Origin of the sequence: Trujillonella endophytica (assembly GCF_900110555.1) — a bacterium.
GTDB lineage: Bacteria > Actinomycetota > Actinomycetes > Mycobacteriales > Geodermatophilaceae > Trujillonella > Trujillonella endophytica.
In genome coordinates, this window is sequence record NZ_FOEE01000011.1 from 100,589 (window position 1) to 121,018 (window position 20,430).

Sequence of the window (20,430 nt, forward strand, 5' to 3'; positions counted from 1 at the left end):
CGTGAGCAGGCCCGTCCTCGTCGTCGACAACTTCGACAGCTTCGTCTACAACCTCGTCCAGTACCTGGGGCAGCTGGGGGTGCGCTGCATCGTGCGGCGCAACGACGCCGTGACCGTCGACGAGCTGCCGGACCTCGACGTCGCCGGCGTCCTGCTCTCCCCCGGCCCCGGCACGCCCGCCGACGCCGGGGTCACCGTGCCGATGGTGCGGGCCGCCGCGGAGGCGGGCACGCCGGTCCTCGGTGTCTGCCTGGGCCACCAGGCCATCGCCGAGGCCTTCGGCGGCGACGTCGTCCGGGCGCCCGAGCTGCTCCACGGCAAGACCAGCGAGGTGGTGCACGACGGCGTCGGCGTCCTCGCCGGGCTGCCCTCGCCCTTCACCGCCACCCGGTACCACTCGCTGGCCGTGGACCTCGCCTCCGTGCCCGACGAGCTCGAGGTCACCGGGCGCACGCCGTCCGGCATCGTCATGGCCCTGCGCCACCGGGAGCTGCCGATCGAGGGCGTGCAGTTCCACCCGGAGTCGGTGCTCACCCAGGGCGGCCACCAGATGCTCGCCACCTGGCTGGCCACCTGCGGTCAGGCTCCCGACCCGGCCCTCGTGGAGGCCGCGTCCGCCGGCGCCCGCAGGCTGTCGACCGTCAGCGCCTAGTCCCCGCGTCGGGGATCAGGTCCCCTGATCATCGAGCGTCCTCCCTCACCGTGGGACGTGAGGGAGGACGCCGCGGGATCAGGTTCCCTGATCCCGGCGCACGTGTCGGGTCAGCCCGTCGGCCCGCTGCTGGTCGGCGGCTGGACCACGAGCCGGATCCGGTCGTCGGCAGCCGCCTGACTGCCCGCGGCGGGCTCGGTCCGGACGAACGTCGCGCCCTCCGGCGAGGTCTCGTCGCCGTCCGTGTCGACGACGGCGATGTTGGTGAAGCCGGCGTTGCGCAGGGTCGTGAGCGCGGCGGCCGCCGGCGACCCGGCCGTGATCGAGGGGACGGCGATCGTCTCGGGCTCCGCGGGACCCGTGGACACCCGGATGACGATCTCGCTCTGCGCGGTGGCCTGCTGGCCGGCCGGGGGAGTGGTGCCGAGCACGGTGCCGGCCGCCGCCGCGTCCTCGACCTCCTCGATGGTGATGATGCTGAACCCGGCCGTGCGCAGCGCCTGCGTGGCCGCGGCCTGGTCGCCGGACACCGAGGGGATCGGAGCGTCGCCGTCGGAGACGGAGAGGGTGATCGGCGTGTCCGGGGTCACCGGGGTGTCCTCCGCCGGGTCGACCCCGATGACGGTGCCCTCGTCCTCGAGGGAGTCGGCCTGGGTCGTGTTGATGCGGCTGAAGCCGGCGTCCTCGAGGGCGCTCTGCGCGCGCACCTGGTCGAGTCCGACCACGGACGGCACGGGGACCGTGTCCGGGGCGACGCCGACGGTCAGCACGACCTCGCTGCCCTCGTCGACCTCGGCGCCGCTGGCCGGGTTGCTGTCGAGCACGACGCCGACCCGCTCCTCGTCGGCGACCTCCTGGGGCACCGGCTCGCCGACGACCAGGCCGACGGCCTCGATCGCGTCCTCGGCGTCGGCCTGCGGCATGCCGACCAGACCCGCCGGGACGGTCACCGTCGTCGCGGCTGCGGGGGGATCCTCGTCGTCGCCGGAGCCGAGGGCCAGGGCGATGCCGACGACGGCGGCGATCAGCACGAGCACCCCGACGACGGCGGCGATGATCCGGTTGCGCCTGCGGCGGGCCGCGGCGTCCTCGTCGTCCCAGTCGTCCCCTCGGCGGCCGGGCCCGGAGGGGACGGCGCCGATGACGGCGGTCCGCTCCGCCTCGCCCAGCACCGGGGTGGCCTCGACCCGCTGGCCGGCCAGGGCCCGCAGCAGGTCGTTGCGCATCTCCGCGGCCGACTGGTAGCGGTTGGCCGGGTTCTTGCTCATCGCCTTGAGCAGGATCGAGTCCAGCTCCGGCGCGATGGCCGGGTTGATCGACGACGGCAGCCGCGGGTCCTCGCGGACGTGCTGGTAGGCCACCGACACGGGTGAGTCACCGGTGAACGGCGGCGCCCCGGTCACGAGCTCGTACAGCAGGCAGCCGAGGGAGTAGACGTCGGAGCGGGCGTCGACGCCCTCGCCGCGGGCCTGCTCGGGGGAGAGGTACTGGGCGGTGCCGATGACGGCCGCCGTGGAGGTCATCGTGGCGGCCGAGTCGGAGACCGCGCGGGCGATCCCGAAGTCCATGACCTTGACCGCGCCGGCCGGCGTGATCATCACGTTCCCGGGCTTCACGTCCCGGTGCACGATGCCGTTGCGGTGGCTGAAGTCCAGGGCGCCGCAGATGTCGGCGGCCAGGCTCATGGCCCGCTCGGGGGGCAGCACGCCCTCCCGGCGGAGCACGTCGCGCAGCGTCTCGCCCTCGACGTACTCCATGACGATGTAGGGAGTGTTGCCCGTGGGCGTGCGGTCCTCGCCGGTGTCGTACACGGCCACGATCGCCGGGTGGTTCAGCGAGGCGGCGGCCTGCGCCTCCCGGCGGAACCGGACCTGGAACGACGGGTCACGGGCGAGGTCACTGCGCAGCACCTTGACGGCGACCTCGCGACCGAGCCGGGTGTCGCGGCCGCGGTGCACCTCCGCCATGCCACCGCGGCCGAGCACCCCGCCGATCTCGTAGCGCTCACCGAGCACCGGGGGGGTGGTCATCGCGGGTCCTCTCGGACGGGGTGGGGGCGGTTCGGGCGGCCGGGGGCGGCGCCGTCGGCCAGGGTATCGACCGGTACGGAGGCTCCGGCCGTGACGCGAGAGGTGCTGGTCACCCGGCCGCACCCTCCGCCCCAGCGGACCCGGCAGCCTCGGGCTCGGCCGGCGGGAGCGGCGCCGTGGAGGTCGCCGGGGGCAGGGTCGTGCCCGGCTCCGTGGAGCCGGCGGGCGGCGACGAGGAGGAGCTCGGCGCGGACGACGCCGAGGACTCGACCGCGGTCGAGGAGGTCGAGGAACGGGACGTCGTCGTCGGCGTCCCCGGGTCCGCGGGGCCGTCGTCCGTCGGCTCGCTCCCGTCGTCGGTCTCCTCGCCGCCGCCGGTCTCCGGCGGGGACCAGGCCTCGGCCGCGAAGAAGAGGACGACCTGCGTGTCGGCGGCGACCTGGCCGCCGGGCGGGCTGACGGCGGCGACCTCGCCGGCCGCCAGCTGCTGCCCGTAGCCGAGCAGCTGCTGCTCGGTGGCCTCCTGCCGGGTGACGTTCGTGAAGCCCTGACCGGTCAGCAGGTCGGTGGCGTCGTCGACGTCCTCCCCGAGGAGCGCGCCGGTGTCCAGCAACAGGGTGCCCGCCGGGGCGGAGGTGGAGGGAGCGGACGTCGACGCGCCGCTGCTGCGGGTGTCCCCGCCGCCGTCGCCGTCCCCTCCGCCGAACACGATCCACGCCAGTCCGGCGAGCAGGGCGATCGCCAGCAGAGCGGCGACGAGCCACACCCAGCGCCGGCTCCGGGGCGCGGGCCGGGCCGGCTCGGCGTCGAAGCGGCGGTCCCCGCCGGTGGGGGGGCCGTGCAGCGGCGGCAGCGGGCGGCCGGAGGTGTTCGCGCCCGCCGACGCCGGCATCGCGTCGAGGACCTGGGTGCTCGGCTCGTCGGCAGGCCCCTGGTCGACCGGCATGGTCACGACCTGCGTGGTGGCGGCCGCGGCCGCCCCCGCGGTGGTGCCGGCCGGCGCCCGGCTGCCGACGGCGGCGGCCACCGCGCGGATCGCCGCGGCGAAGGCCGCGCCGTCGTCGAAGCGGCTCTCGGGGTCCTTCTCCAGCGCCCGCTCCAGCAACTGGCGGACGGCGAGGGGGACGTCGGCGGGCAGCGGCGGCGGCGGCCGGTTGATGTGCGCCAGCGCGATCGCCACCTGCGAGGTGCCGTCGAAGGGGCGGGAGCCGGTGAGGCACTCGTAGCCGACGACGCCGAGGGAGTAGACGTCGGAGGCGGCGGTGACCGCGAACCCCTGCGCCTGCTCGGGGGACAGGTACTGGGCGGTGCCCACGACCATGCCGGTCTTGGTGAGCGGGGTGGCGTCGCGGGCGCGGGCGATGCCGAAGTCCGTCAGCTTGACGACGCCGTCGGGCCGCACGATGAGGTTGCCCGGCTTGATGTCGCGGTGGACCACCCCGGCGGCGTGCGCGGCGGACAGGCCGTCGGCGGACTGGCCGAGGACGTGCAGCGTCCAGTCGACGGGGAGGCGCCCCTCCTCGTGCAGGATCGTCACCAGCGGCTGGCCCTCGACGAGCTCCATCACGAGGAACGCCAGGCGCTGCCCCGGGTTCCGCTCGTCGTCGGTCTCGCCGTAGTCGTAGACCGAGGCGATGTTGGGGTGGGACAGGGCCGCGGTGTGCCGGGCCTCGTTCCGGAACCGGGCGACGAAGCTCGGGTCGCCGGTGTACTCGCTGCGCAGCACCTTCGCGGCCACCACGCGGTCCAGGACGCGGTCGCGCGCGCGCCACACCTCGCCCATGCCGCCGGTCGCGATGGGGCTGGTGATCTCGTACCGCCCGGCGAGGACGGTGCCCGTCGACAGCGCCATCAGTCGCCCTGTCCCTCGAGGTAGGCCTGCATCACCGAACGAGCGATGGGCGCCGACACGTCGCCCCCGGTACCCCCGCCGTTGGCGACGAAGACCGCCACGGCGATCTGCGGGTCGTCGGCCGGCGCGAAACCGATGAACCAGGTGTGGTCGGCGACGTCCTCCGACACCTGGGCGGTGCCGGTCTTGCCCGCGACCTCGATCCCGGGGATGCGGGCGGCTCGGCCGCTGCCCTCGGCGACGACGCTGACCATCATCTCGGTGAGCTGCGCCGCGACCTCGGGGGAGACCGGCTGGGAGAACTCCTCCGGGTTGGTCTGCTCGAGGACGGTGAGGTCCGGGGCGCGGAGCTGGTCGACGAGGTAGGGCGTCATGAGCGTGCCGTCGTTGGCGACCGCCGCCGCGACCATGGCCGCCTGCAGCGGGGTCATCCGGACGTCGCGCTGGCCGATCGAGGACTGGCCCAGGGCGGCGTCGCTCTCGATGTCGCCGATGCTGCTCCCCGCCGTCTCCAGCGGGATCTCCAGGCCCTCGCCGTCCATGCCGAACGCCTCGGCCATCTCCCGCAGCGCGTCCTCGCCGACCTCGATGCCCAGCAGGGCGAAGGCGGTGTTGCAGGAGATGGTCAGCGCGTCGATCAGCGGCTGCGCCTCTCCGGCGGCGCACCGGGAGCCGCCGAAGTTCTCCAGGGTGGTGGAGGTGCCGGGCAGCGTGAGCAGGTCGGGCGCGGGGATCACGGTGTCGGGCGTGTAGTCGCCGCTGGCCAGCGCGGCCGCGGACACGACGACCTTGAAGACCGAGCCGGGCGGGTAGTTGTCGCTGATCGCCCGGTTGAGCCGCGGATCGCGGTCGGCGGCCTCGAGCTCCGCGGCGTAGTCGCGGATGGCCGCGCTGTCGTGGCTGGACAGCAGGTTCGGGTCGTAGGTGGGGGTGCTGGCCATGGCCAGGATCGCGCCGTTGTCCGGGTCCAGCGCCACGACGGCACCGGTGACGCCCTCCAGGCCGGCCATCGCGGCCTCCTGCACCTCGGCGTCGAGGGTGAGGACGACGTCGCCGCCGGAGGGGTTGCGCCCGGTGAGGATGTCGCTGAGCCGCTGGGTGAACAGCCGGGCGTCGTCCCCGGTGAGCACGTCGTTCTCGGCCCGCTCGATGCCGCTGGCGCCGTAGAGGTAGGAGTAGTAGCCGGTCACCGCGGCGTAGAGCGGTCCGGCGGGGTACTGCCGCAGGAACGTCAGGTCGCCGTCGGTCTCCGTGGACAGGGCGACCTCGGTGCCGTCGACGACGATCGAGCCGCGCTGCCGCTCGTACTCCTCGATGATCACCCGGCGGTTCCCCGCGTCGCCGCGCAGCTCCTCGGAGCGGACCACCTGGATGTAGTTGACGTTGACGATCAGCAGCGTGAACAGCACGAGCACGCTGATGGCCACCCGGCGCAGGGGTGCGTTCACGGCCGCACCACCTCGGTCGGGGCCTCTCCGAGCGTCGCCCGCGGCGGGGTCCCCGGCGGCGCGGGCACGGCGGCGGGCCGGCGGGCGGCGTCGCTGATCCGGACCAGGATGGCCAGCAGCGCGAAGTTGGCGACCAGCGACGAGCCGCCGTAGGCGACGAACGGCGTCGTCAGGCCGGTCAGCGGGAGGAGCCCGGTGACGCCGCCGAGGACCACGAACACCTGCCACGCGATGGCGAAGGCCAGGCCGGCGGCGAGGAGCTTGCCGAAGGCGTCCCGGACGATCAGGGAGCTGCGCAGCCCACGCTCGACCAGCACCAGGTAGACGACGATGATCGCGACCAGGCCGAACAGCCCGAGCTCCTCGCCGAGGGCGGCCGCGATGAAGTCGCTCTTGGCCACCGGGACCTCGTCGGGGCGCCCGCCGCCGAGGCCGGCGCCGAAGAGCCCGCCGGTGCCCAGGCCGAACAGCGACTGGACCAGCTGGTAGCCGCCGGTGTCGCGGTAGGCGAACGGGTCGAGCCAGGTGTCGACGCGCACCTGGACGTGGCCGAACAGCTGGTAGGCCAGGAACGCCCCCGCGCCGAAGAGGCCGACGCCGATGACCAGCCAGCTCGCCCGCTCCGTGGCGATGTAGAGCATCACGACGAAGATGCCGAACAGCAGCAGCGAGCTGCCGAGGTCGCGCTCGAACACCAGCACGAGGATCGACAGCATCCAGGCGACGACGACCGGCCCGAGGTCGCGCCCCCGGGGCAGCTCCAGCCCCATCACCCGCCGGCTGGCCAGCGCGAGGACGTCGCGCTTGTCGACCAGGTAGGCCGCGAAGAAGATGATCAGGCAGATCTTGGCGAACTCGCCGGGCTGGATGCTGAAGCCGGCGAGGCGGATCCAGATCTTGGCGCCGTTCACCGACGAGATGGACGCCGGCAGCAGCGCCGGCAGCGCCAGCAGCGACAGGCCGACGAGGGCCAGGGTGTACGCGAAGCGGGACAGCATCCGGTGGTCGCGCACGACCAGCAGGACGGCGACGAACAGCGCCACCCCGAGGGTGGCCCAGACCAGCTGGACGGGGGCGTCCTCGCGGGTGGCCGCGGCGCCGACCTGGTCCCCGGCGAGGTCCAGCCGGTGGATCATGGTGAGCCCCAGGCCGGTCAGCAGCGCGACCGCCGGCAGCAGCAACGGGTCGGCGTAGGGCGCGAACCGGCGAACCACCAGGTGCATGACCACCCACAGCGCCGTGAACCAGCCGCCGAACGTGGCCAGCTCCGGGCGCAGCGACTGCGTCAGGGTGATGTCGACGATCGCCTGCGCCGCCAGGGTGATGACGATCGCGAAGCCCAGCATGACCAGCTCGGTGCCGCGCCTGGTCGGCGCGGGCGCCGCCGCCGGGCCCGCTCCGGCCGACCGGGGGTCGGTGGAGGGGCCGGACATCACTCCGCCTCCCGGCAGTCCCGTCCCGAGCCGGACGACGATGCGGGCTCGCCGGAGGACGACGCGCCGGTGGACGGCGCGGGCGCCGAGGACTTGGGGGTCGTCCCGAGGGGGTCCCCCGTCACGGGCGGCAGCGGGGCGCCCGGTTCGAGCGGGGACTCCGTCGCCGGCGTCTCGGTGAGCGGGGGCTCCTCCCGCTCCTCCTCGCACACCGGCAGCGACTGCTCGCGGAGCATGTCGACGCGCTCCTCGGCGGCCTGCTCGTCGTCGACCTCGATGCCGTCGGTCACCTTGCCGCGCAGGTCCTGGCTGAGGTCGGCGACGGCGATCCCGCTGTCGGACTCCTCGCGGTAGAGGTCGAACCCCAGGATCGACGCGTTGATGCCGCGGTAGACCGCGACGGTCTCGGTTCCCTCGTCGACGCCGACGAACCAGTGGTCGAGCACCCACGCGTAGGCGCCGACGGCGGCTCCGGCCAGCACCACGAGCGCCAGCAGGGCCGACCACCAGCGGCGGCGGGTGCGCTTGCGGTTCCGCGGGGCCACGACCGGCGGTGAGGCGGCGGCCGGCGGCGGGGGCGGCGGCGGGTCGGCCAGGGCGGCCCGGCCGGCGGCCGAGCCGGGGTCGACGGCCCGCTGCCCGATGTTCGCGCCCGCGGCGCCGTCGACGACCGGCTCGATGAGGACGCCGGAGCCGTCGTCCTCGATGACGTCGGCGACGATGACGGTGATGTTGTCCGGGCCACCGCTGCGCAGCGCGAGCTCGATCAGCCGGTCCGCGCAGGACTGCGGGTCCGGCTCCTGGAGGGTGGTGGCGATCGTCTCCTCGCTGACCACGCCGGACAGGCCGTCGGAGCACAGCAGGTAGCGGTCGCCGGCGCGGGCCTCGCGCATCGAGAGGTCGGGGTCGACGTCCTGGCCGTTCAGCGCCCGCAGCAGCAGCGAGCGCTGCGGGTGGTGGTTGGCCTCCTCCTGCGTGATGCGGCCGTCGTCGATCAGCGTCTGCACGAACGTGTCGTCGTGGGTGATCTGGCTCAGCTCGCCGTCGCGCACCAGGTAGGCCCGGGAGTCGCCGACGTGGCACAGCGCCAGCCGGCCGCCGGCGAACAGGACGGCGGTGAGCGTCGTGCCCATCCCCTCCAGCTGCGGCGACTCGCGGATCACCTCGCGCAGGTGCTCGCTGCCGTCGAAGACGGCGGCGCGCAGCGCCTGCAGCATGTCGCTGGGCGGGGCGTCCTCGTCGAGGTGCTCCAGCGCCGCGATGACGACCTTGCTGGCGACGTCGCCGGCGGCGTGCCCGCCCATGCCGTCGGCGACGGCGAGCAGGCGGGGACCCGCGTAGACGGAGTCCTGGTTGTTGCCGCGGACCAGGCCGCGGTCGGACCTGGCCGCATAGCGCAGCGCGAGGGTCATGGGAGCCGGATCCTCTCGGGGTCGGAGCTCACTCTGCTCGACGGTTCGCTCCCGCGGGATGGCCCGCTCCTCGATCGTCCCTCGCTGCGGTGCCCACGTCTCCGTCCGCTCACGAACGCAGCTCCAGCGCCGTCTGGCCGATGCGGATCGGCTGGCCCGGCGCCACCAGCAGCGGCCCCTGCACCCGCTGCTGGTCCAGGAAGGTGCCGTTGGTCGAACCCAGGTCCTCGACGTACCACTGGCCGCCCCTGTTGGTCAGCCGGGCATGCCGGGAACTGGCGAAGTCGTCGGTGAGCACGAGCGTGGAGTCGTCGGCCCGGCCGATGAGGATCGGCTGGTCGCCCAGGGTGATCCGCGTGCCCGCGAGCGGTCCGGCGGTCACCACGAGCATCTTGGGGCCCTTGCTCTTGCGCCGCCCGGGCGCGGCCGCGCGCGGCGGGACCGAGGCCACCCGCCCCGTCCGCCCCCCGAACAGGTCGGCGCGGACCACCCGGAACGCGGCGAAGATGAACAGCCAGAGCAGCAGGAGGAACCCGAACCGGAAGATCTGCAGGACGATCTCGGCGGTCACCGGGTCGCCGTCCTGCGTGGGGTGTCGAGCTCACTGCTGTGGCCCCGGGGTGAGCTCGCAAGCTCACTCACGTGCCGTCCTGTCGGTAGACCAGCACGGAGTGGCCGATGCGGATGACGTCGCCGTCGGCGAGGGCCTGCCGGGTGATCCGGCGGCCGTTGACCAGCGTGCCGTTGGTGGAGCCCAGGTCCTCGACGTGGGCGATCCCGCCGTCGAGCACGACGTCGACGTGCTTGCGGCTGACGCCGGTGTCGGGCAGCCGGATGTCGGCGTCGGTGCCGCGGCCGATCACGTTGCGGCCCGTGGTCAGCTCGTGCCGGGTGCCGGGGCCGTCGACGACCAGCACGTGCGTGACGCCGGGGTTGGAGCCGGCCCGCCCGACGACGGACGACGGGTGCTGGCGGCCGGTGTCGGTGGCCATCCGCGCGCGCAGCGGCGGCAGCGGCGGCACCCCCTCGCCGGGGGGCGGCGGCATGCCCGTCCCGACGGGGACGGCGTCGACGCGCGAGCCCGGGCGCGCCGGATCGGCGACGTGCGAGCCCACCTCGAAGACACCGGTGGGCAGCGACTCGTCGAGCTCCAGGCGGACCTGCACCTCGCCGAACAGCTGGTAGCCCTCGGCCCCGACGTGCTCGGCGACCATGTCGGCGAGCTCGGCGGCCAGCTGCTCGGACCACTCGGCGAGGTTGTCGAAGTCGGCGCGCCCCAGTCGCACGTCGTAGACGTTCGGCGCGAGCACCCGCCCCTCGCCCAGGACCGAGCGCTGCTCGTCCGCCTCGCGGGTCAGGGCCTTGGCGATCTCGGCGGGGTGGACCTTGCCCTTGAACAGCCGGGCGAAGGCCAGCCCGACCATCCCCTCGAGTCGCCGCTCGAAGCGCTGCAGCACGCCCACAGTCGCTCCTCCAGGCTCGTTCGGCGCCGACGTCCGGCCAACCGTGATCGTAGCCGGGCACGAGCGGCGCGACCGGTCAGGAAGGCGCGACTCCCCGGGAGCGACCTCGCCGCCCGACCCGTTGCCGGGGTCTCCCCAGGTGGCTGCTAATGTCGTCGTGCGTCCGGGCAAGTGGCGGAATGGCAGACGCGCACGGTTCAGGTCCGTGTGTCCGAAAGGACGTGGGGGTTCAAGTCCCCCCTTGCCCACCAGCACGACGAGCCGGCCCCTCGAGGGGCCGGCTCGTCGTCGTTGTGGGGGTCGGTGCGGGGTGCGCAGAGGTCAGCGGGTGGCCTTGACGGCCAGCACGGGGCAGTCGGCGTCGAGCAGGATCCGCTGGGCCTGGCTGCCGAACAGCAGCTTCCCGGTGGGGCTGCGGCGCCGCATGCCGATGACGACGAGGGTGGCGCCGATCCGCTCGGCGGCGTCCACGACCTCCTCGGCCGCGTCGCGCCCGCGCACCAGCTGCTCGATCTCGAACGGGACCCCGGCCTCGGCCAGCCGGCCGCGCAGCCGCTCGACCTCGCCCTCGTCGAGGAACTTCGGGTCGTTGCTGGCGTCGCTCTGGCCGACGTTCACCAGGTGGAGCGTCTCGCCCCGGCGGGCGGCCTCCTCGATGGCCGCGTCCAGCGCGGCCCGTCCTTCAGCACTCGGCACGTAGCCGACGACGACGGTCATGCGGCGCAGCATAGGGATGACCTGCGTCACCGTCGGCGTTCCCCCGCCGGTGTCCGCCCCGTTCGGGTGTTCCGCCCGCCCGGCCTCAGTGCGGCGCCTTCACCGCCAGGACCGGGCGGTCGGCGTCGAGCAGCACCCGCTGCGCCTGGCTGCCGAACAGCAGCTTTCCCGTGGGGCTGCGGCGCCGCAGCCCGACGACGATGAGGCTGGCGTCGACACGCTCGGCCTCCGCCACCAGCTCCTCGGCGGCCTCCCTGCCGCGGACCAGCTGCTCGATCTCGAAGGCGGCGCCCTCGAACAACAGGCGGTCGGCCAGCCGGATCCGCTCGCCCTCGTCGAGGAACCGTGGGTCGTTCGCGGCATCGGGCTGCCCGACGTTGACGACGAGCAGCGGCTCGCGGCGCCGGTCGGCCTCGGCCAGCGCGGCCTGCAGCGCCGCCTCCCCGATGGGGCCCGGTACGTAGCCGACGACCACGGTCATGGCCGGAGCCTAGGGACCACCCGGCCCCGTCGCACGCACCGACGCGGTGGTCAGGAGGGCAGCTGCCGGGGTCCGCCGGGGTCCGCGCGGCCCTCGGACAGCGTCTGCGCGAGCAGGACCGCCCCCCACGGCCCGACCACCCAGATCGGCCACGGGTACAGCCACTCGCCGGAGACCAGGCAGGTGATGAGCCAGATGGCGGTGACGAGCACCGCGGTCGACAGCCAGCTCGCCCACGCGGCGGCGCGGCTCCCGCCCCAGGCCGCCCAGGCCCAGCCGCTCGCGGGGGCCGCCTTCCCGGCGGCCGGGCCGGCGGGCGCGGACGCCGCAGGTACCGCGGGGGCCGCCGGCAGCGCCGGCAGGTCGGTGGTCAGCTCGTCGAGCTCGCCGTAGGTCTTCGCGGCGTAGGCGCCGCTGAGGCGCTCCTCGTACTCGGCGACCGTGAGGCGCCCGGCGGTCATGTGCCGGCCGAGGAGGTCGGCCACCGCGGCGCGGTCGGCGTCGGCGGCGCGCAGGTGCGGCTCGGGCATGCGACCAGTGTGACCGCCGGGATCGCCGTCCCGCATCCACCGACCGTGCAATCCCGCGCTTCTGCCCCGGGCAATTCCGCGCTTCTGCCCCCGGGCAATTCCGCGCTCCTGCCCCGGGGTCAGCCGGCGGCGGGGGACGCCTCCCGGGCGAGGTGCTTGCCGATGACCATGCGCTGGATCTGGTTGGTGCCCTCGAAGATCTGCATGACCTTGGCCTCGCGCATGTAGCGCTCGGCGGGGTGGTCGCGGGTGTAGCCGGCGCCGCCGAGCACCTGGACGGCGTCGGTGGTCACCTTCATGGCGGCGTCGGTCGCGATCAACTTGGCGATGCTCGCCTGCCGCGCGTAGGGCTTGCCGGCGTCCTTGCGGCGGGCCGCGACCAGGTAGGTGGCGCGGGCGGACTCGACCGCGGCCGCCATGTCGGCGAGGAGGAACGCCACGCCCTGGTGGTCGACGATCCGCCTGCCGAACGCCTCCCGCTCCAGGGCGTAGGCGACGGCCAGGTCGAGGGCGGACTGGGCCAGGCCGACGGCGACGGCGCTGACGCCGAGGCGGCCGGAGTCCAGCGCGGCCAGCGCGATGCCCAGCCCGCGGCCGCGCTCGCCCACCAGCCGGTCGGCCGGCACGGGGACGTCGTCGAGCCGGATCGCCGCGGTGGTGGAGCCGGTCATCCCCATCTTCTCCTCGGGGCGGGCGGCGGAGAGGCCGGCCAGGTCGGGGGTGAGGTGGAAGCAGGAGATCGCCCGACCGCCGTCGTCCGGCGTCCGCAGGAACGTCGAGTAGAAGTCGGCATGCCCGCCGTGGGTCACCCAGGCCTTCTCCCCGGACGCCGTCCAGCCGGCGTCGTCGGCCTTGGCCGACGCCCGCATCGCGGCGGGGTCGGAGCCGGCGTGGGCCTCGGAGAGGCAGTAGGCGCCCAGCAGCCGGCCGCCGACCATCTCCGGCAGCCGGTCGCGCCGCTGCGCCGCCGTGCCGAAGTTGTCGATCGGGAAGCAGGCCAGGGTGTGCACGCTGACCCCGAGCGCGACGCTGGCCCAGCGGGCCGCCAGCTCCTCGACGACCTGTAGGTAGACCTCGTACGGCTGGCCGCCGCCGCCGACGTCCTCGCCGAAGGGCAGGCCGAGCAGGCCGGCCTCGCCCAGCAGCGTGAACACCTCGCGGGGGAAACGCTCCTCCCGCTCGTACGCGGCGGCCTTGGGGGCGAGCTCGGCGTCGGCGATCTCGCGGGTGAGGGCGATCAGGTCGGCCGCCTCGGTCGTGGGCAGCTCGCGGTCGACGGGCACGGGACCTCCAGGCAGGGCGACAGTACTGGCAACGGTACGCCAGTACTGCTTCTCGTTCTGGAGGATGCTGGCACGCCGATCCGGGAGGTGGGCATGTCGGCGGAGGCCGAGGCGGCGGGCGAGCGGGTGCTGACCGCGCGCCAGGCCGAGCTGCTCGACCAGCTGGAGGCCCTCTTCCTCGCCGAGGGGTTCACCGGTTTCACCCTCGACGACCTCGTCGTCCGCCTGCGCTGCTCGAAGAGCACGCTCTACACGCTCGCCGGGAGCAAGGAGCAGCTGGCCGCGCGGGTGGTGCGGCACTTCTTCCGCAAGGCCGCCGCGACGGTGGAGGCGCAGGCCGTCGACGAGGACGACCCGGCGCTGCGGGTGACCGCCTACCTGACCGCGGTCGCGCGGGCGCTGGCCCCGGCCGGCCCCGCGTTCCGCCGGGACCTGGAGCGCTTCGCACCCGGCCGGGAGGTGTACGAGCGGCACACCGCGCTGGCCGCCGAGCGGATCCGCGAGCTCGTCGCCGAGGGTGTGGCGGCCGGCCGCTTCCGGCAGGTGCACCCGGCGCTGGTCGCCGACACGGTCACCACGCTGATGTTCCGGATCGGCCGGGGCGAGACCGGGCGCGCCACCGGGCTGTCCGACGCCGCCGCCTATCGAGAGCTGGCCGCCCTGCTGCTGCACGGGATCAGCCTGTGATGATCACGCGGTGACCTCATCGACGTGTGCGCTGGTCCCCGCCGCCTGGGACGAGCCGGAGGTGCAGGCCCTTGTCGCCGCCCAGCAGGAGGAGCTGCGGGCCCGGTACGAGGGCGACACCGAGCCGGGCACCCCGCCGTCGGCGGCCGACGTCGCGGTCCTGCTGGTCGCGCGGGACGCGGACGGGACGCCGGTCGGCTGCGGCGCCCTGCGCCGACTGGAGCCCGGGGCCGCCGAGGTCAAGCGGATGTACGTCGTGCCCGGTGCGCGGGGCCGCGGCATCTCCCGCGCGGTGCTGACGGCGCTGGAGGCCGCGGCGCGCGAGCGCGGCTGGACGACGCTGCGGCTCGAGACCGGTCCGCTCCAGCCGGAGGCGATCGGGCTGTACGAGAGCGCGGGCTACCGGCCGATCGGGCCCTTCGGCGTCTACGTCGACGAGCCGGACGCGGGCTGCTCCCTCTACTTCGAGCGCGTGCTCGCCCCCTGATCCCCGCCACCTGACCGAGCACGCCCGGATGTGGTGGGCTGGCGGCCATGAGCGTGCCGCCGCACACCCCGTGGCCCCCGATCGAGCCGGTCGACGTCGAGCTCGTCAGCGGGAACGCCCGGCTGGCCGTCGACCTGCGCGGCGGCGGCATCCGGGCGCTGTCCGCGGGCGGCTGGGACGTCGTCGACGGCTATCCGTCGGGTGCGATCCCGGCCGGACGTCGCGGCGGCGTGCTGCTGCCCTGGCCGAACCGGCTGCGCGACGGCCGCTGGAGCTGGGCCGGCCGGGACCTGCAGCTCGACGTCGCCTCGGCCGACAAGCCGAACGCCGCGCACGGGCTGCTCTCCTGGCAGCCGTTCGTCGTGCTCGGCCGCTTCTCCGACGCGGTCACGGTCGGCACGACGGTCGAGCCCCGCCCCGGCTATCCGTTCCGGCTGCTCGTCGCCCTGGACTACGCGCTGTCGCCGCAGCGGCTGTCGGTGACCGTGCGGGTCCGCAACGCCTCGGCCGAGCCCGCGCCCTTCGGCGCCGGGATGCACCCGTACCTGGCGGTCGGCGGCGCTGCCGACGGCGCCCTCGACGGGGCCGTGGCCGACGCCGAGCTCACCGTGCCGGCCCGGACGGCGCTGGTCACCGACGGCGGCCTGCCCACCGGCGAGCGCACCCCGTTCGACGGCGCCGTCGGCCGGATCGGGGAGCGGTCGATCGACACCCCGCTCACCGACCTCGACCGCGATCCGGACGGCTGGGCGCGGGTCCGGCTGAGCGGCCCGGCAGGTGCGGTCGAGCTCGCCGTCGACCGCTCCTGGCCGTGGCTGCAGGTCTACACCGGCGACACGCTGCCCCCCGGCCAGCGCCGGCGCAGCGTCGCGGTCGAGCCGATGACCTGCCCGCCCAACGCCCTGGCCGACGGCGTCGACCTCGTCGTCCTCGAGCCCGCCGCCACCTGGGCGGGCACGTGGACGCTGACCTGGACGCCGGGTGGCTGAGCTGCGGGTCGCCGAGCTCTGGCGCTATCCGGTGAAGTCCCTGCAGGGGGAGCGCCTGGAGGTCGCCGAGGTCGGCACGGAGGGGCTGGCCGGCGACCGCGGGTGGGCGCTGTTCGACAGCTCGACCGGGATCGGGCTCACCGCCCGCCGGGAGCCCGACCTGCTGTTCGCCACCGGGCGGCTGGCCCCCGACGGCGGGGTCCAGGTGGTGCTGCCCGACGGCACCGTCACCAGCGAGGACGCCGTCCTCTCCGCGTGGCTCGGCCGGGCTGTGGGCCTGCGGGCCGCGGGCGACGTGCCCGGCCGGCGACGCTACGAGAACCCGAAGGACGTCCGGGACGACGGCGAGTACGCCTGGGACTCCTTCGACGGCGCGCGCGGGGCGTTCCACGACAGCAGCCGCACGCGGGTCTCGCTGGTCTCCGCGGCCACGCTCGGCGACTGGGATCGGCGACGGTTCCGGTCCAACGTCGTGCTGGCCGGTGCGGGGGAGGACGAGCTGGTGGGTCACCGGGTCGGGCTGGGCGGCGCCGAGCTCGACGTCGTCAAGCGCGTCTCCCGCTGCGTGATGGTGACCCGCCCCCAGCCCGGGGGCATCGGCCGGGACACCGGGGTGCTCAAGACCGTCCACCGCGAGCGCGGCGGGAACCTCGCGGTCGCCGCGCTGGTCGCCCGACCGGGTCCGGTGGCCGTCGGGGACGCGCTGATCGACCTGGGGGGAGGATGACCGGCATGCGCACCGTCTCCCTCCGCCCCGGCGAGGAGTCCATCCGGCTCGGCCAGCTCCTCAAGCTCGTCGACGCCGTGCCGACCGGCGCCCAGGTCAAGGACGTGCTGGTCACCGGCGTCGTCCGCGTGAACGGCGAGCCGGAGGACCGGCGCGGGCGGCAGGTGCGGCGGGGGGACGTGGTGAGCATCGAGGGCATCGAGGACGTGACCGTCGGGTGACAGCTCCGGGAGCATCGCAGCGAGGAACGAGCGAGGAGCGGACCGGGGCGCGGAACCCGACCGGGGGGTGGGTCGGGTGACAGCTCCGGGAGCATCGCAGCGAGGAACGAGCGAGGAGCGGACCGGCCGGAGTCCTCGCACCAGCGGTTCCACGTGGAACCCGGCCGGGACCGCGGGATGGCGGTCGCCGCGCTGGCCCGCGGACCTGCCCGGCGGGCCGGACTTCTCGGCGATCCGGGCGGAGTTCGACGTCGCGGAGTCGTTCCCCGCCGACGTGCTGGCCGAGGCGGAGGCGATGGCCGCCGCCCCGCCGCTGCCGGACGTCGACGCCACCGATCTCCCGCTGGTCACCGTCGACCCGGTGGGCAGCCGCGACCTGGACCAGGCGGTGCACCTGCGGCGAGAGGGCGCGGGGTACCTGGTCAGCTACGCGATCGCCGACGTCGGTGCCGTCGTCCGTCCGGGGAGCGCCCTCGATGCCGAGGCCCGCCGCCGCGGCTCGACGCTGTACACCCCCGACCGGCGCGTGCCGCTGTACCCGCCGGTGCTCTCCGAGGGTGCGGCCAGCCTGCTGCCCGACGAGGTGCGGGCGGCGGCGCTGTGGACGATCCGGCTCGATGGCGACGGCGACGTCCGCGCGATCGACGTCCGCCGGGCCCGGGTCCGCAGCCGAGACCAGCTCGCCTATCCCGATGTGCAGGGCCAGGCCGACTCCGGCGGGCTGCCGGAGGCCATCGCGCTGCTGCCCGAGCTCGGCCGGCTGCTGCAGGCGCGGGCCGGCGGGCGCGGGGCGATCGAGCTGGGCACCCCGGAGCAGCAGGTCGAGCACGGCCCGGACGGCGGCTGGACGATCACCGTGCGCGGCGACCTGCCCGTGGAGGGGTGGAACGCCCAGATCTCGCTGCTGACCGGCCGGGCCGCCGCCCGGCTGATGCTCGACGGCGGTGTCGGGCTGCTGCGCACGCTCCCGCCGCCGGCTCCGGAGGCGGTCGAAGCGCTGCGCCGGCTGGCCGGGCCGCTCGGTGTCGACTGGCGGGACGGGGCGACCCCCGGTGCGGTCGTCGCGGCCCTCGATCCCGACCGCCCGGCGCACGCGGCGTTCCTGGAGGAGGCGGCCACCCTGCTGCGCGGCGCGGCCTACACCCCCTTCGACGGATCGGCCCCGGCCCAGAGCGGCCACGGTGGCGTCGGGGCGCCGTACGCCCACGTCACCGCCCCGCTGCGGCGGCTGGTCGACCGGTTCGGCACCGAGGTGTGCCTGGCGCTCGCGGCCGGCCGGGCGCCCGAGCCCGCGGTGCGCGCCGCCCTGCCGGAGCTCCCCGCGCTGATGGCCGCCTCCGACCGGCGGATCCGGACGGTCGAGCGGGCGGTGGTCGACGCCACGGAGGCCGAGCTGCTGCGGCACCGGGTCGGCGAGGTCTTCGACGCCGTCGCCGTCGACGCCGAGGGGACGCGCGGCACCGTCGTCCTCCCCGAGCCTGCGATCCGGGCCCGCTGCAGCGGGCCCCTGACGCCGGGCACCGCCGTGCGGGTGCGGCTGGTGGAGGCCGACGTGGAGCGCCGGTCGGTGCGGTTCGAGCTGGTGGCGTGACCTCCGGGCACCTCCCGTCGGGGAGGATGGGGCCATGAGGATCGCGGCCGTGCAGCACGACATCGTCTGGGAGGACCGGACGGCGAACTTCGCCCGGCTGGCCCCGCAGGTGGCGCGGGCCGCGGCGGCCGGCGCGGAGCTGGTGCTGCTCAGCGAGACCTTCTCCACGGGCTTCTCCATGACGCCGGGTATCGGCGAGCCCGAGGACGGCCCGTCGTCGGCGTTCCTGCGCGAGCAGGCCGCCGCGCTCGGGGTGTGGGTGGCGGGGAGCTGCCCGGAGATCGCCCCCGACGGAGAGCTGCCGTTCAACGCGCTCGTGCTCGCGGGACCGGACGGAACGGTCCACCGCTATCGCAAGCTGCACCCGTTCACCCACGCCGGGGAGCACGAGCGGTTCCGGGCGGGCTCGGCTCCGGTGACCGTCGAGATCGGCGGCCTGCGGATCACCCCGTTCATCTGCTACGACCTGCGCTTCGCCGACGTCTTCTGGCGGGCCGCGCCCGAGACCGACGTCTACTTGGTGACGGCGAACTGGCCGGCCGCGCGCCGGTTGCACTGGCAGGCCCTGCTGCAGGCGCGGGCGATCGAGAACCAGGCCTACGTCGTCGGCTGCAACCGCGTGGGCGCGGCCGGCGACGGCTCCGCGCACGCCGGGGACAGCCGGATCGTGGACCCGATGGGCGAGCTGCTGGCCACCGCGGCGGGGGTCGAGACGATCGTGCTGGCCGACGTCGACGCCGCCGAGGTCGCCGCCACCCGCGACCGGCTGCGCTTCCTCCCCGACCGCCGCGCCTAGTGCTGCAGCCGGCCTTTCATCAGTCCTCCTCGACCACGCCGCTGAGCCGGACCTCCTCGGCGTCCAGCTGGCTCTGGATCCGCACCAGCACGAGGTCGTCGATCCGGTGCTCCCGGCGCAGCCGCGACACGGCCCGCCGCTTGTCCTGCAGCAGCGCCAGCCGCAGCCGCCGCTCCGTGGCCGCGGCCTCGACGGCGTCGCGGTCGCCGTCCTCCTCGGCGCCGTCGAGCAGGTGGCCCGCCACCTCGAGGGAGTGCAGCCGGTCGTCGAAGTCCGCGCGCAGCCGGGCCACGACGGTGTCGGGCACCCGGAGCTCGGCGGCGCGCGTCTCCAGCGCCGCCAGCGCCGCGAGCGCCGCCTCCTGCTGGGCCAGCCGGTGCTCCTGGCCCTCGCCGGGGTCGTCGGGCAGCCGCGCCCAGCGGACGACGGCCGGCAGGCTCAGACCCTGGACGACGAGGGTGACCACGATGACTCCGAAGGTGACCAGGAGGACCAGATCGCGGCCGGCCAGCGGCTCCCCCTCGGCGTCGGTCGCCGGGATGGCCAGGGCCGCCGCGAGCGACACCGCGCCGCGGAACCCGGCCCAGGCCAACGGCTGGCGCTGGCGGAACCCGACCCGGCGCAGCCGCTGGGCGGGCCGGCGGTCCAGCGCCCGGATGACGTAGGGCGTGGTGTTCCCCCAGGCCAGCCGGGTGAGGATCACGACGAGGGCGACCAGCAGCGCCGCGCGGGTGCCCGACAGCAGCTCGGCGCCGGTCCGGCCGTCGACGACCACGTGCAGCTGGAGCCCCACCAGCACGAAGAGCGACCCGTTGAGCAGGTAGCTGGTCAGGCCCCAGAACGCCCGGGACTGCACCCGCGTGTGCGCCCGGATCAGCGTGGCGGGCACCTGGGTGAGCGCGAGGCCGCAGACCACGACCGACACCACGCCGGAGGCGTGCAGCTGCTCGGCGGGCAGGTAGGCGAGGAAGGGTGTGAGGACGCCGAGCACGTTCTCCAGGCGCACGTCGTGCAGGCGGCGGCGGACCAGGACGACGAGCCCCGCGACCGCCAGGCCGACCGCGATCCCGCCGGCGTAGGAGAAGAGCAGCCGCAGCGCCACCCCGCCGGGACCGATCTCGAGCTCGCCCACGGCGATGCCGACCGCCACCGCGTAGAGGGCCAGCGCCGTTCCGTCGTTGATGAGGCTCTCGGCCCGCAGCATCGTCGAGACCCGGCGCGGCAGGCGGCCGGCCACCGCGGCCACGGCGGTGGCGTCGGTGGGGGCGAGGACGGCGCCGAGCACCCAGGCCATCGGCCAGCTCAGGCCCAGCCAGTGCGCGGCGACCGCGACCGTCGCGGTCGTGACCAGCACCAGGCCGACGGCCTGCAGCGTGATGACGCGCATGTTGGCCCGCGCCTCGCGCAGCGAGGTGTTGAGCGACTCCCAGTACAGGAGCGCGGGGAGGAACAGGAAGAGCACGACCTCGGGCGGCAGTTCGACGTCGCCCAGGCCCGGGACGAAGCCGACGACCACCCCGAGCGCCAGTTGCACCAGCGGCGCGGGTACCCGCAGGCGCGGGCCGAGCACGCCGCCGACGAAGACCAGGACGCCGACGAGCACCACGATCTCGAGTCCGCGCACGGGGGGA

20 protein-coding genes and 1 tRNA gene are annotated in these 20,430 nt (G+C 75.1%); 9 read left to right on the plus strand and 12 right to left on the minus strand.

Going from position 1 to position 20,430, the window contains the following annotated elements:
* Position 1 precedes the first annotated feature (1 nt).
* Positions 2-652, plus strand: a complete 651-nt coding sequence (locus BMY88_RS16940) for an aminodeoxychorismate/anthranilate synthase component II (protein WP_091946089.1) — start codon at positions 2-4, stop codon at positions 650-652.
* 110 nt (positions 653-762) lie between these two features.
* On the opposite strand, the gene pknB is transcribed toward BMY88_RS16940, so the two are convergent.
* The 7 genes from pknB to BMY88_RS16975 form a co-directional block, all read right to left on the minus strand.
* The gene (gene pknB, locus BMY88_RS16945) at positions 763-2,682 is read right to left on the minus strand and encodes a Stk1 family PASTA domain-containing Ser/Thr kinase (protein ID WP_091946092.1); all 1,920 of its coding nucleotides are present in this window, start codon (positions 2,680-2,682) and stop codon (positions 763-765) included.
* A 109-nt stretch (positions 2,683-2,791) separates the two neighbouring features.
* A complete protein-coding gene (locus tag BMY88_RS16950) occupies positions 2,792-4,534 on the minus strand; it encodes a serine/threonine-protein kinase (protein WP_091946095.1) in 1,743 nt (580 codons plus the stop codon).
* Positions 4,534-5,982 (minus strand): peptidoglycan D,D-transpeptidase FtsI family protein, encoded by a 1,449-nt coding sequence (locus tag BMY88_RS16955; RefSeq protein WP_091946098.1) that lies wholly within the window; start codon positions 5,980-5,982, stop codon positions 4,534-4,536. The genes BMY88_RS16950 and BMY88_RS16955 overlap by 1 nt, the downstream gene beginning before the upstream one ends.
* Positions 5,979-7,415, minus strand: coding sequence for an FtsW/RodA/SpoVE family cell cycle protein (locus BMY88_RS16960; protein ID WP_091946100.1), 1,437 nt, complete (start codon positions 7,413-7,415; stop codon positions 5,979-5,981). Before BMY88_RS16960 ends, BMY88_RS16955 begins: the two co-directional genes overlap by 4 nt.
* A complete protein-coding gene (locus BMY88_RS16965; RefSeq protein WP_091946103.1) occupies positions 7,415-8,827 on the minus strand; it encodes a PP2C family protein-serine/threonine phosphatase in 1,413 nt (470 codons plus the stop codon). The genes BMY88_RS16960 and BMY88_RS16965 overlap by 1 nt, the downstream gene beginning before the upstream one ends.
* A gap of 109 nt (positions 8,828-8,936) precedes the next feature.
* Positions 8,937-9,398 carry an FHA domain-containing protein FhaB/FipA gene (locus BMY88_RS16970; RefSeq protein WP_091946106.1) on the minus strand — a complete coding sequence of 154 codons (462 nt, stop codon included), beginning with the start codon at positions 9,396-9,398 and terminating at the stop codon, positions 8,937-8,939.
* Between the two features lie 67 nt (positions 9,399-9,465).
* Entirely contained in the window at positions 9,466-10,290 is an 825-nt protein-coding gene (locus BMY88_RS16975) for an FHA domain-containing protein (RefSeq protein ID WP_091946110.1), read from the minus strand.
* 165 nt (positions 10,291-10,455) lie between these two features.
* On the opposite strand from BMY88_RS16975, the gene BMY88_RS16980 reads away from it, so the two are divergent.
* Positions 10,456-10,541, plus strand: a tRNA-Leu gene (locus tag BMY88_RS16980).
* A gap of 70 nt (positions 10,542-10,611) precedes the next feature.
* Here BMY88_RS16980 and BMY88_RS16985 read toward each other — a convergent pair.
* The 4 genes from BMY88_RS16985 to BMY88_RS17000 all read right to left on the minus strand — a co-directional run bounded on the left by BMY88_RS16985 (position 10,612) and on the right by BMY88_RS17000 (position 13,301).
* Positions 10,612-11,007, minus strand: a complete 396-nt coding sequence (locus tag BMY88_RS16985; protein WP_091946333.1) for a universal stress protein — start codon at positions 11,005-11,007, stop codon at positions 10,612-10,614.
* Between the two features lie 85 nt (positions 11,008-11,092).
* Entirely contained in the window at positions 11,093-11,488 is a 396-nt protein-coding gene (locus tag BMY88_RS16990) for a universal stress protein (protein ID WP_091946113.1), read from the minus strand.
* A 50-nt stretch (positions 11,489-11,538) separates the two neighbouring features.
* The gene (locus tag BMY88_RS16995) at positions 11,539-12,018 is read right to left on the minus strand and encodes a DUF1707 SHOCT-like domain-containing protein (protein WP_091946116.1); all 480 of its coding nucleotides are present in this window, start codon (positions 12,016-12,018) and stop codon (positions 11,539-11,541) included.
* A 119-nt stretch (positions 12,019-12,137) separates the two neighbouring features.
* Complete coding sequence (locus tag BMY88_RS17000; protein ID WP_091946119.1) at positions 12,138-13,301, minus strand: acyl-CoA dehydrogenase family protein; 1,164 nt, start codon at positions 13,299-13,301, stop codon at positions 12,138-12,140.
* A 93-nt stretch (positions 13,302-13,394) separates the two neighbouring features.
* Between BMY88_RS17000 and BMY88_RS17005 the strand changes: the two genes are divergently transcribed.
* The 7 genes from BMY88_RS17005 to BMY88_RS17035 all read left to right on the plus strand — a co-directional run bounded on the left by BMY88_RS17005 (position 13,395) and on the right by BMY88_RS17035 (position 18,799).
* On the plus strand, positions 13,395-13,988 hold the full coding sequence (locus BMY88_RS17005; protein ID WP_091946336.1) for a TetR/AcrR family transcriptional regulator: 594 nt from the start codon (positions 13,395-13,397) through the stop codon (positions 13,986-13,988).
* A gap of 10 nt (positions 13,989-13,998) precedes the next feature.
* Positions 13,999-14,475 (plus strand): GNAT family N-acetyltransferase, encoded by a 477-nt coding sequence (locus tag BMY88_RS17010; RefSeq protein WP_244524743.1) that lies wholly within the window; start codon positions 13,999-14,001, stop codon positions 14,473-14,475.
* 47 nt (positions 14,476-14,522) lie between these two features.
* Positions 14,523-15,464, plus strand: coding sequence for an aldose 1-epimerase family protein (locus BMY88_RS17015; RefSeq protein WP_091946122.1), 942 nt, complete (start codon positions 14,523-14,525; stop codon positions 15,462-15,464).
* Positions 15,457-16,191, plus strand: a complete 735-nt coding sequence (locus BMY88_RS17020) for an MOSC domain-containing protein (protein WP_244524744.1) — start codon at positions 15,457-15,459, stop codon at positions 16,189-16,191. Before BMY88_RS17015 ends, BMY88_RS17020 begins: the two co-directional genes overlap by 8 nt.
* A gap of 5 nt (positions 16,192-16,196) precedes the next feature.
* Entirely contained in the window at positions 16,197-16,412 is a 216-nt protein-coding gene (locus tag BMY88_RS17025) for an RNA-binding S4 domain-containing protein (protein WP_170861149.1), read from the plus strand.
* A gap of 76 nt (positions 16,413-16,488) precedes the next feature.
* The gene (locus tag BMY88_RS17030; protein ID WP_244524745.1) at positions 16,489-18,003 is read left to right on the plus strand and encodes an RNB domain-containing ribonuclease; all 1,515 of its coding nucleotides are present in this window, start codon (positions 16,489-16,491) and stop codon (positions 18,001-18,003) included.
* 34 nt (positions 18,004-18,037) lie between these two features.
* A complete protein-coding gene (locus BMY88_RS17035; protein WP_091946128.1) occupies positions 18,038-18,799 on the plus strand; it encodes a nitrilase-related carbon-nitrogen hydrolase in 762 nt (253 codons plus the stop codon).
* Between the two features lie 19 nt (positions 18,800-18,818).
* On the opposite strand, the gene BMY88_RS17040 is transcribed toward BMY88_RS17035, so the two are convergent.
* Complete coding sequence (locus BMY88_RS17040; protein ID WP_091946131.1) at positions 18,819-20,423, minus strand: Na+/H+ antiporter; 1,605 nt, start codon at positions 20,421-20,423, stop codon at positions 18,819-18,821.
* Positions 20,424-20,430 lie beyond the last annotated feature (7 nt).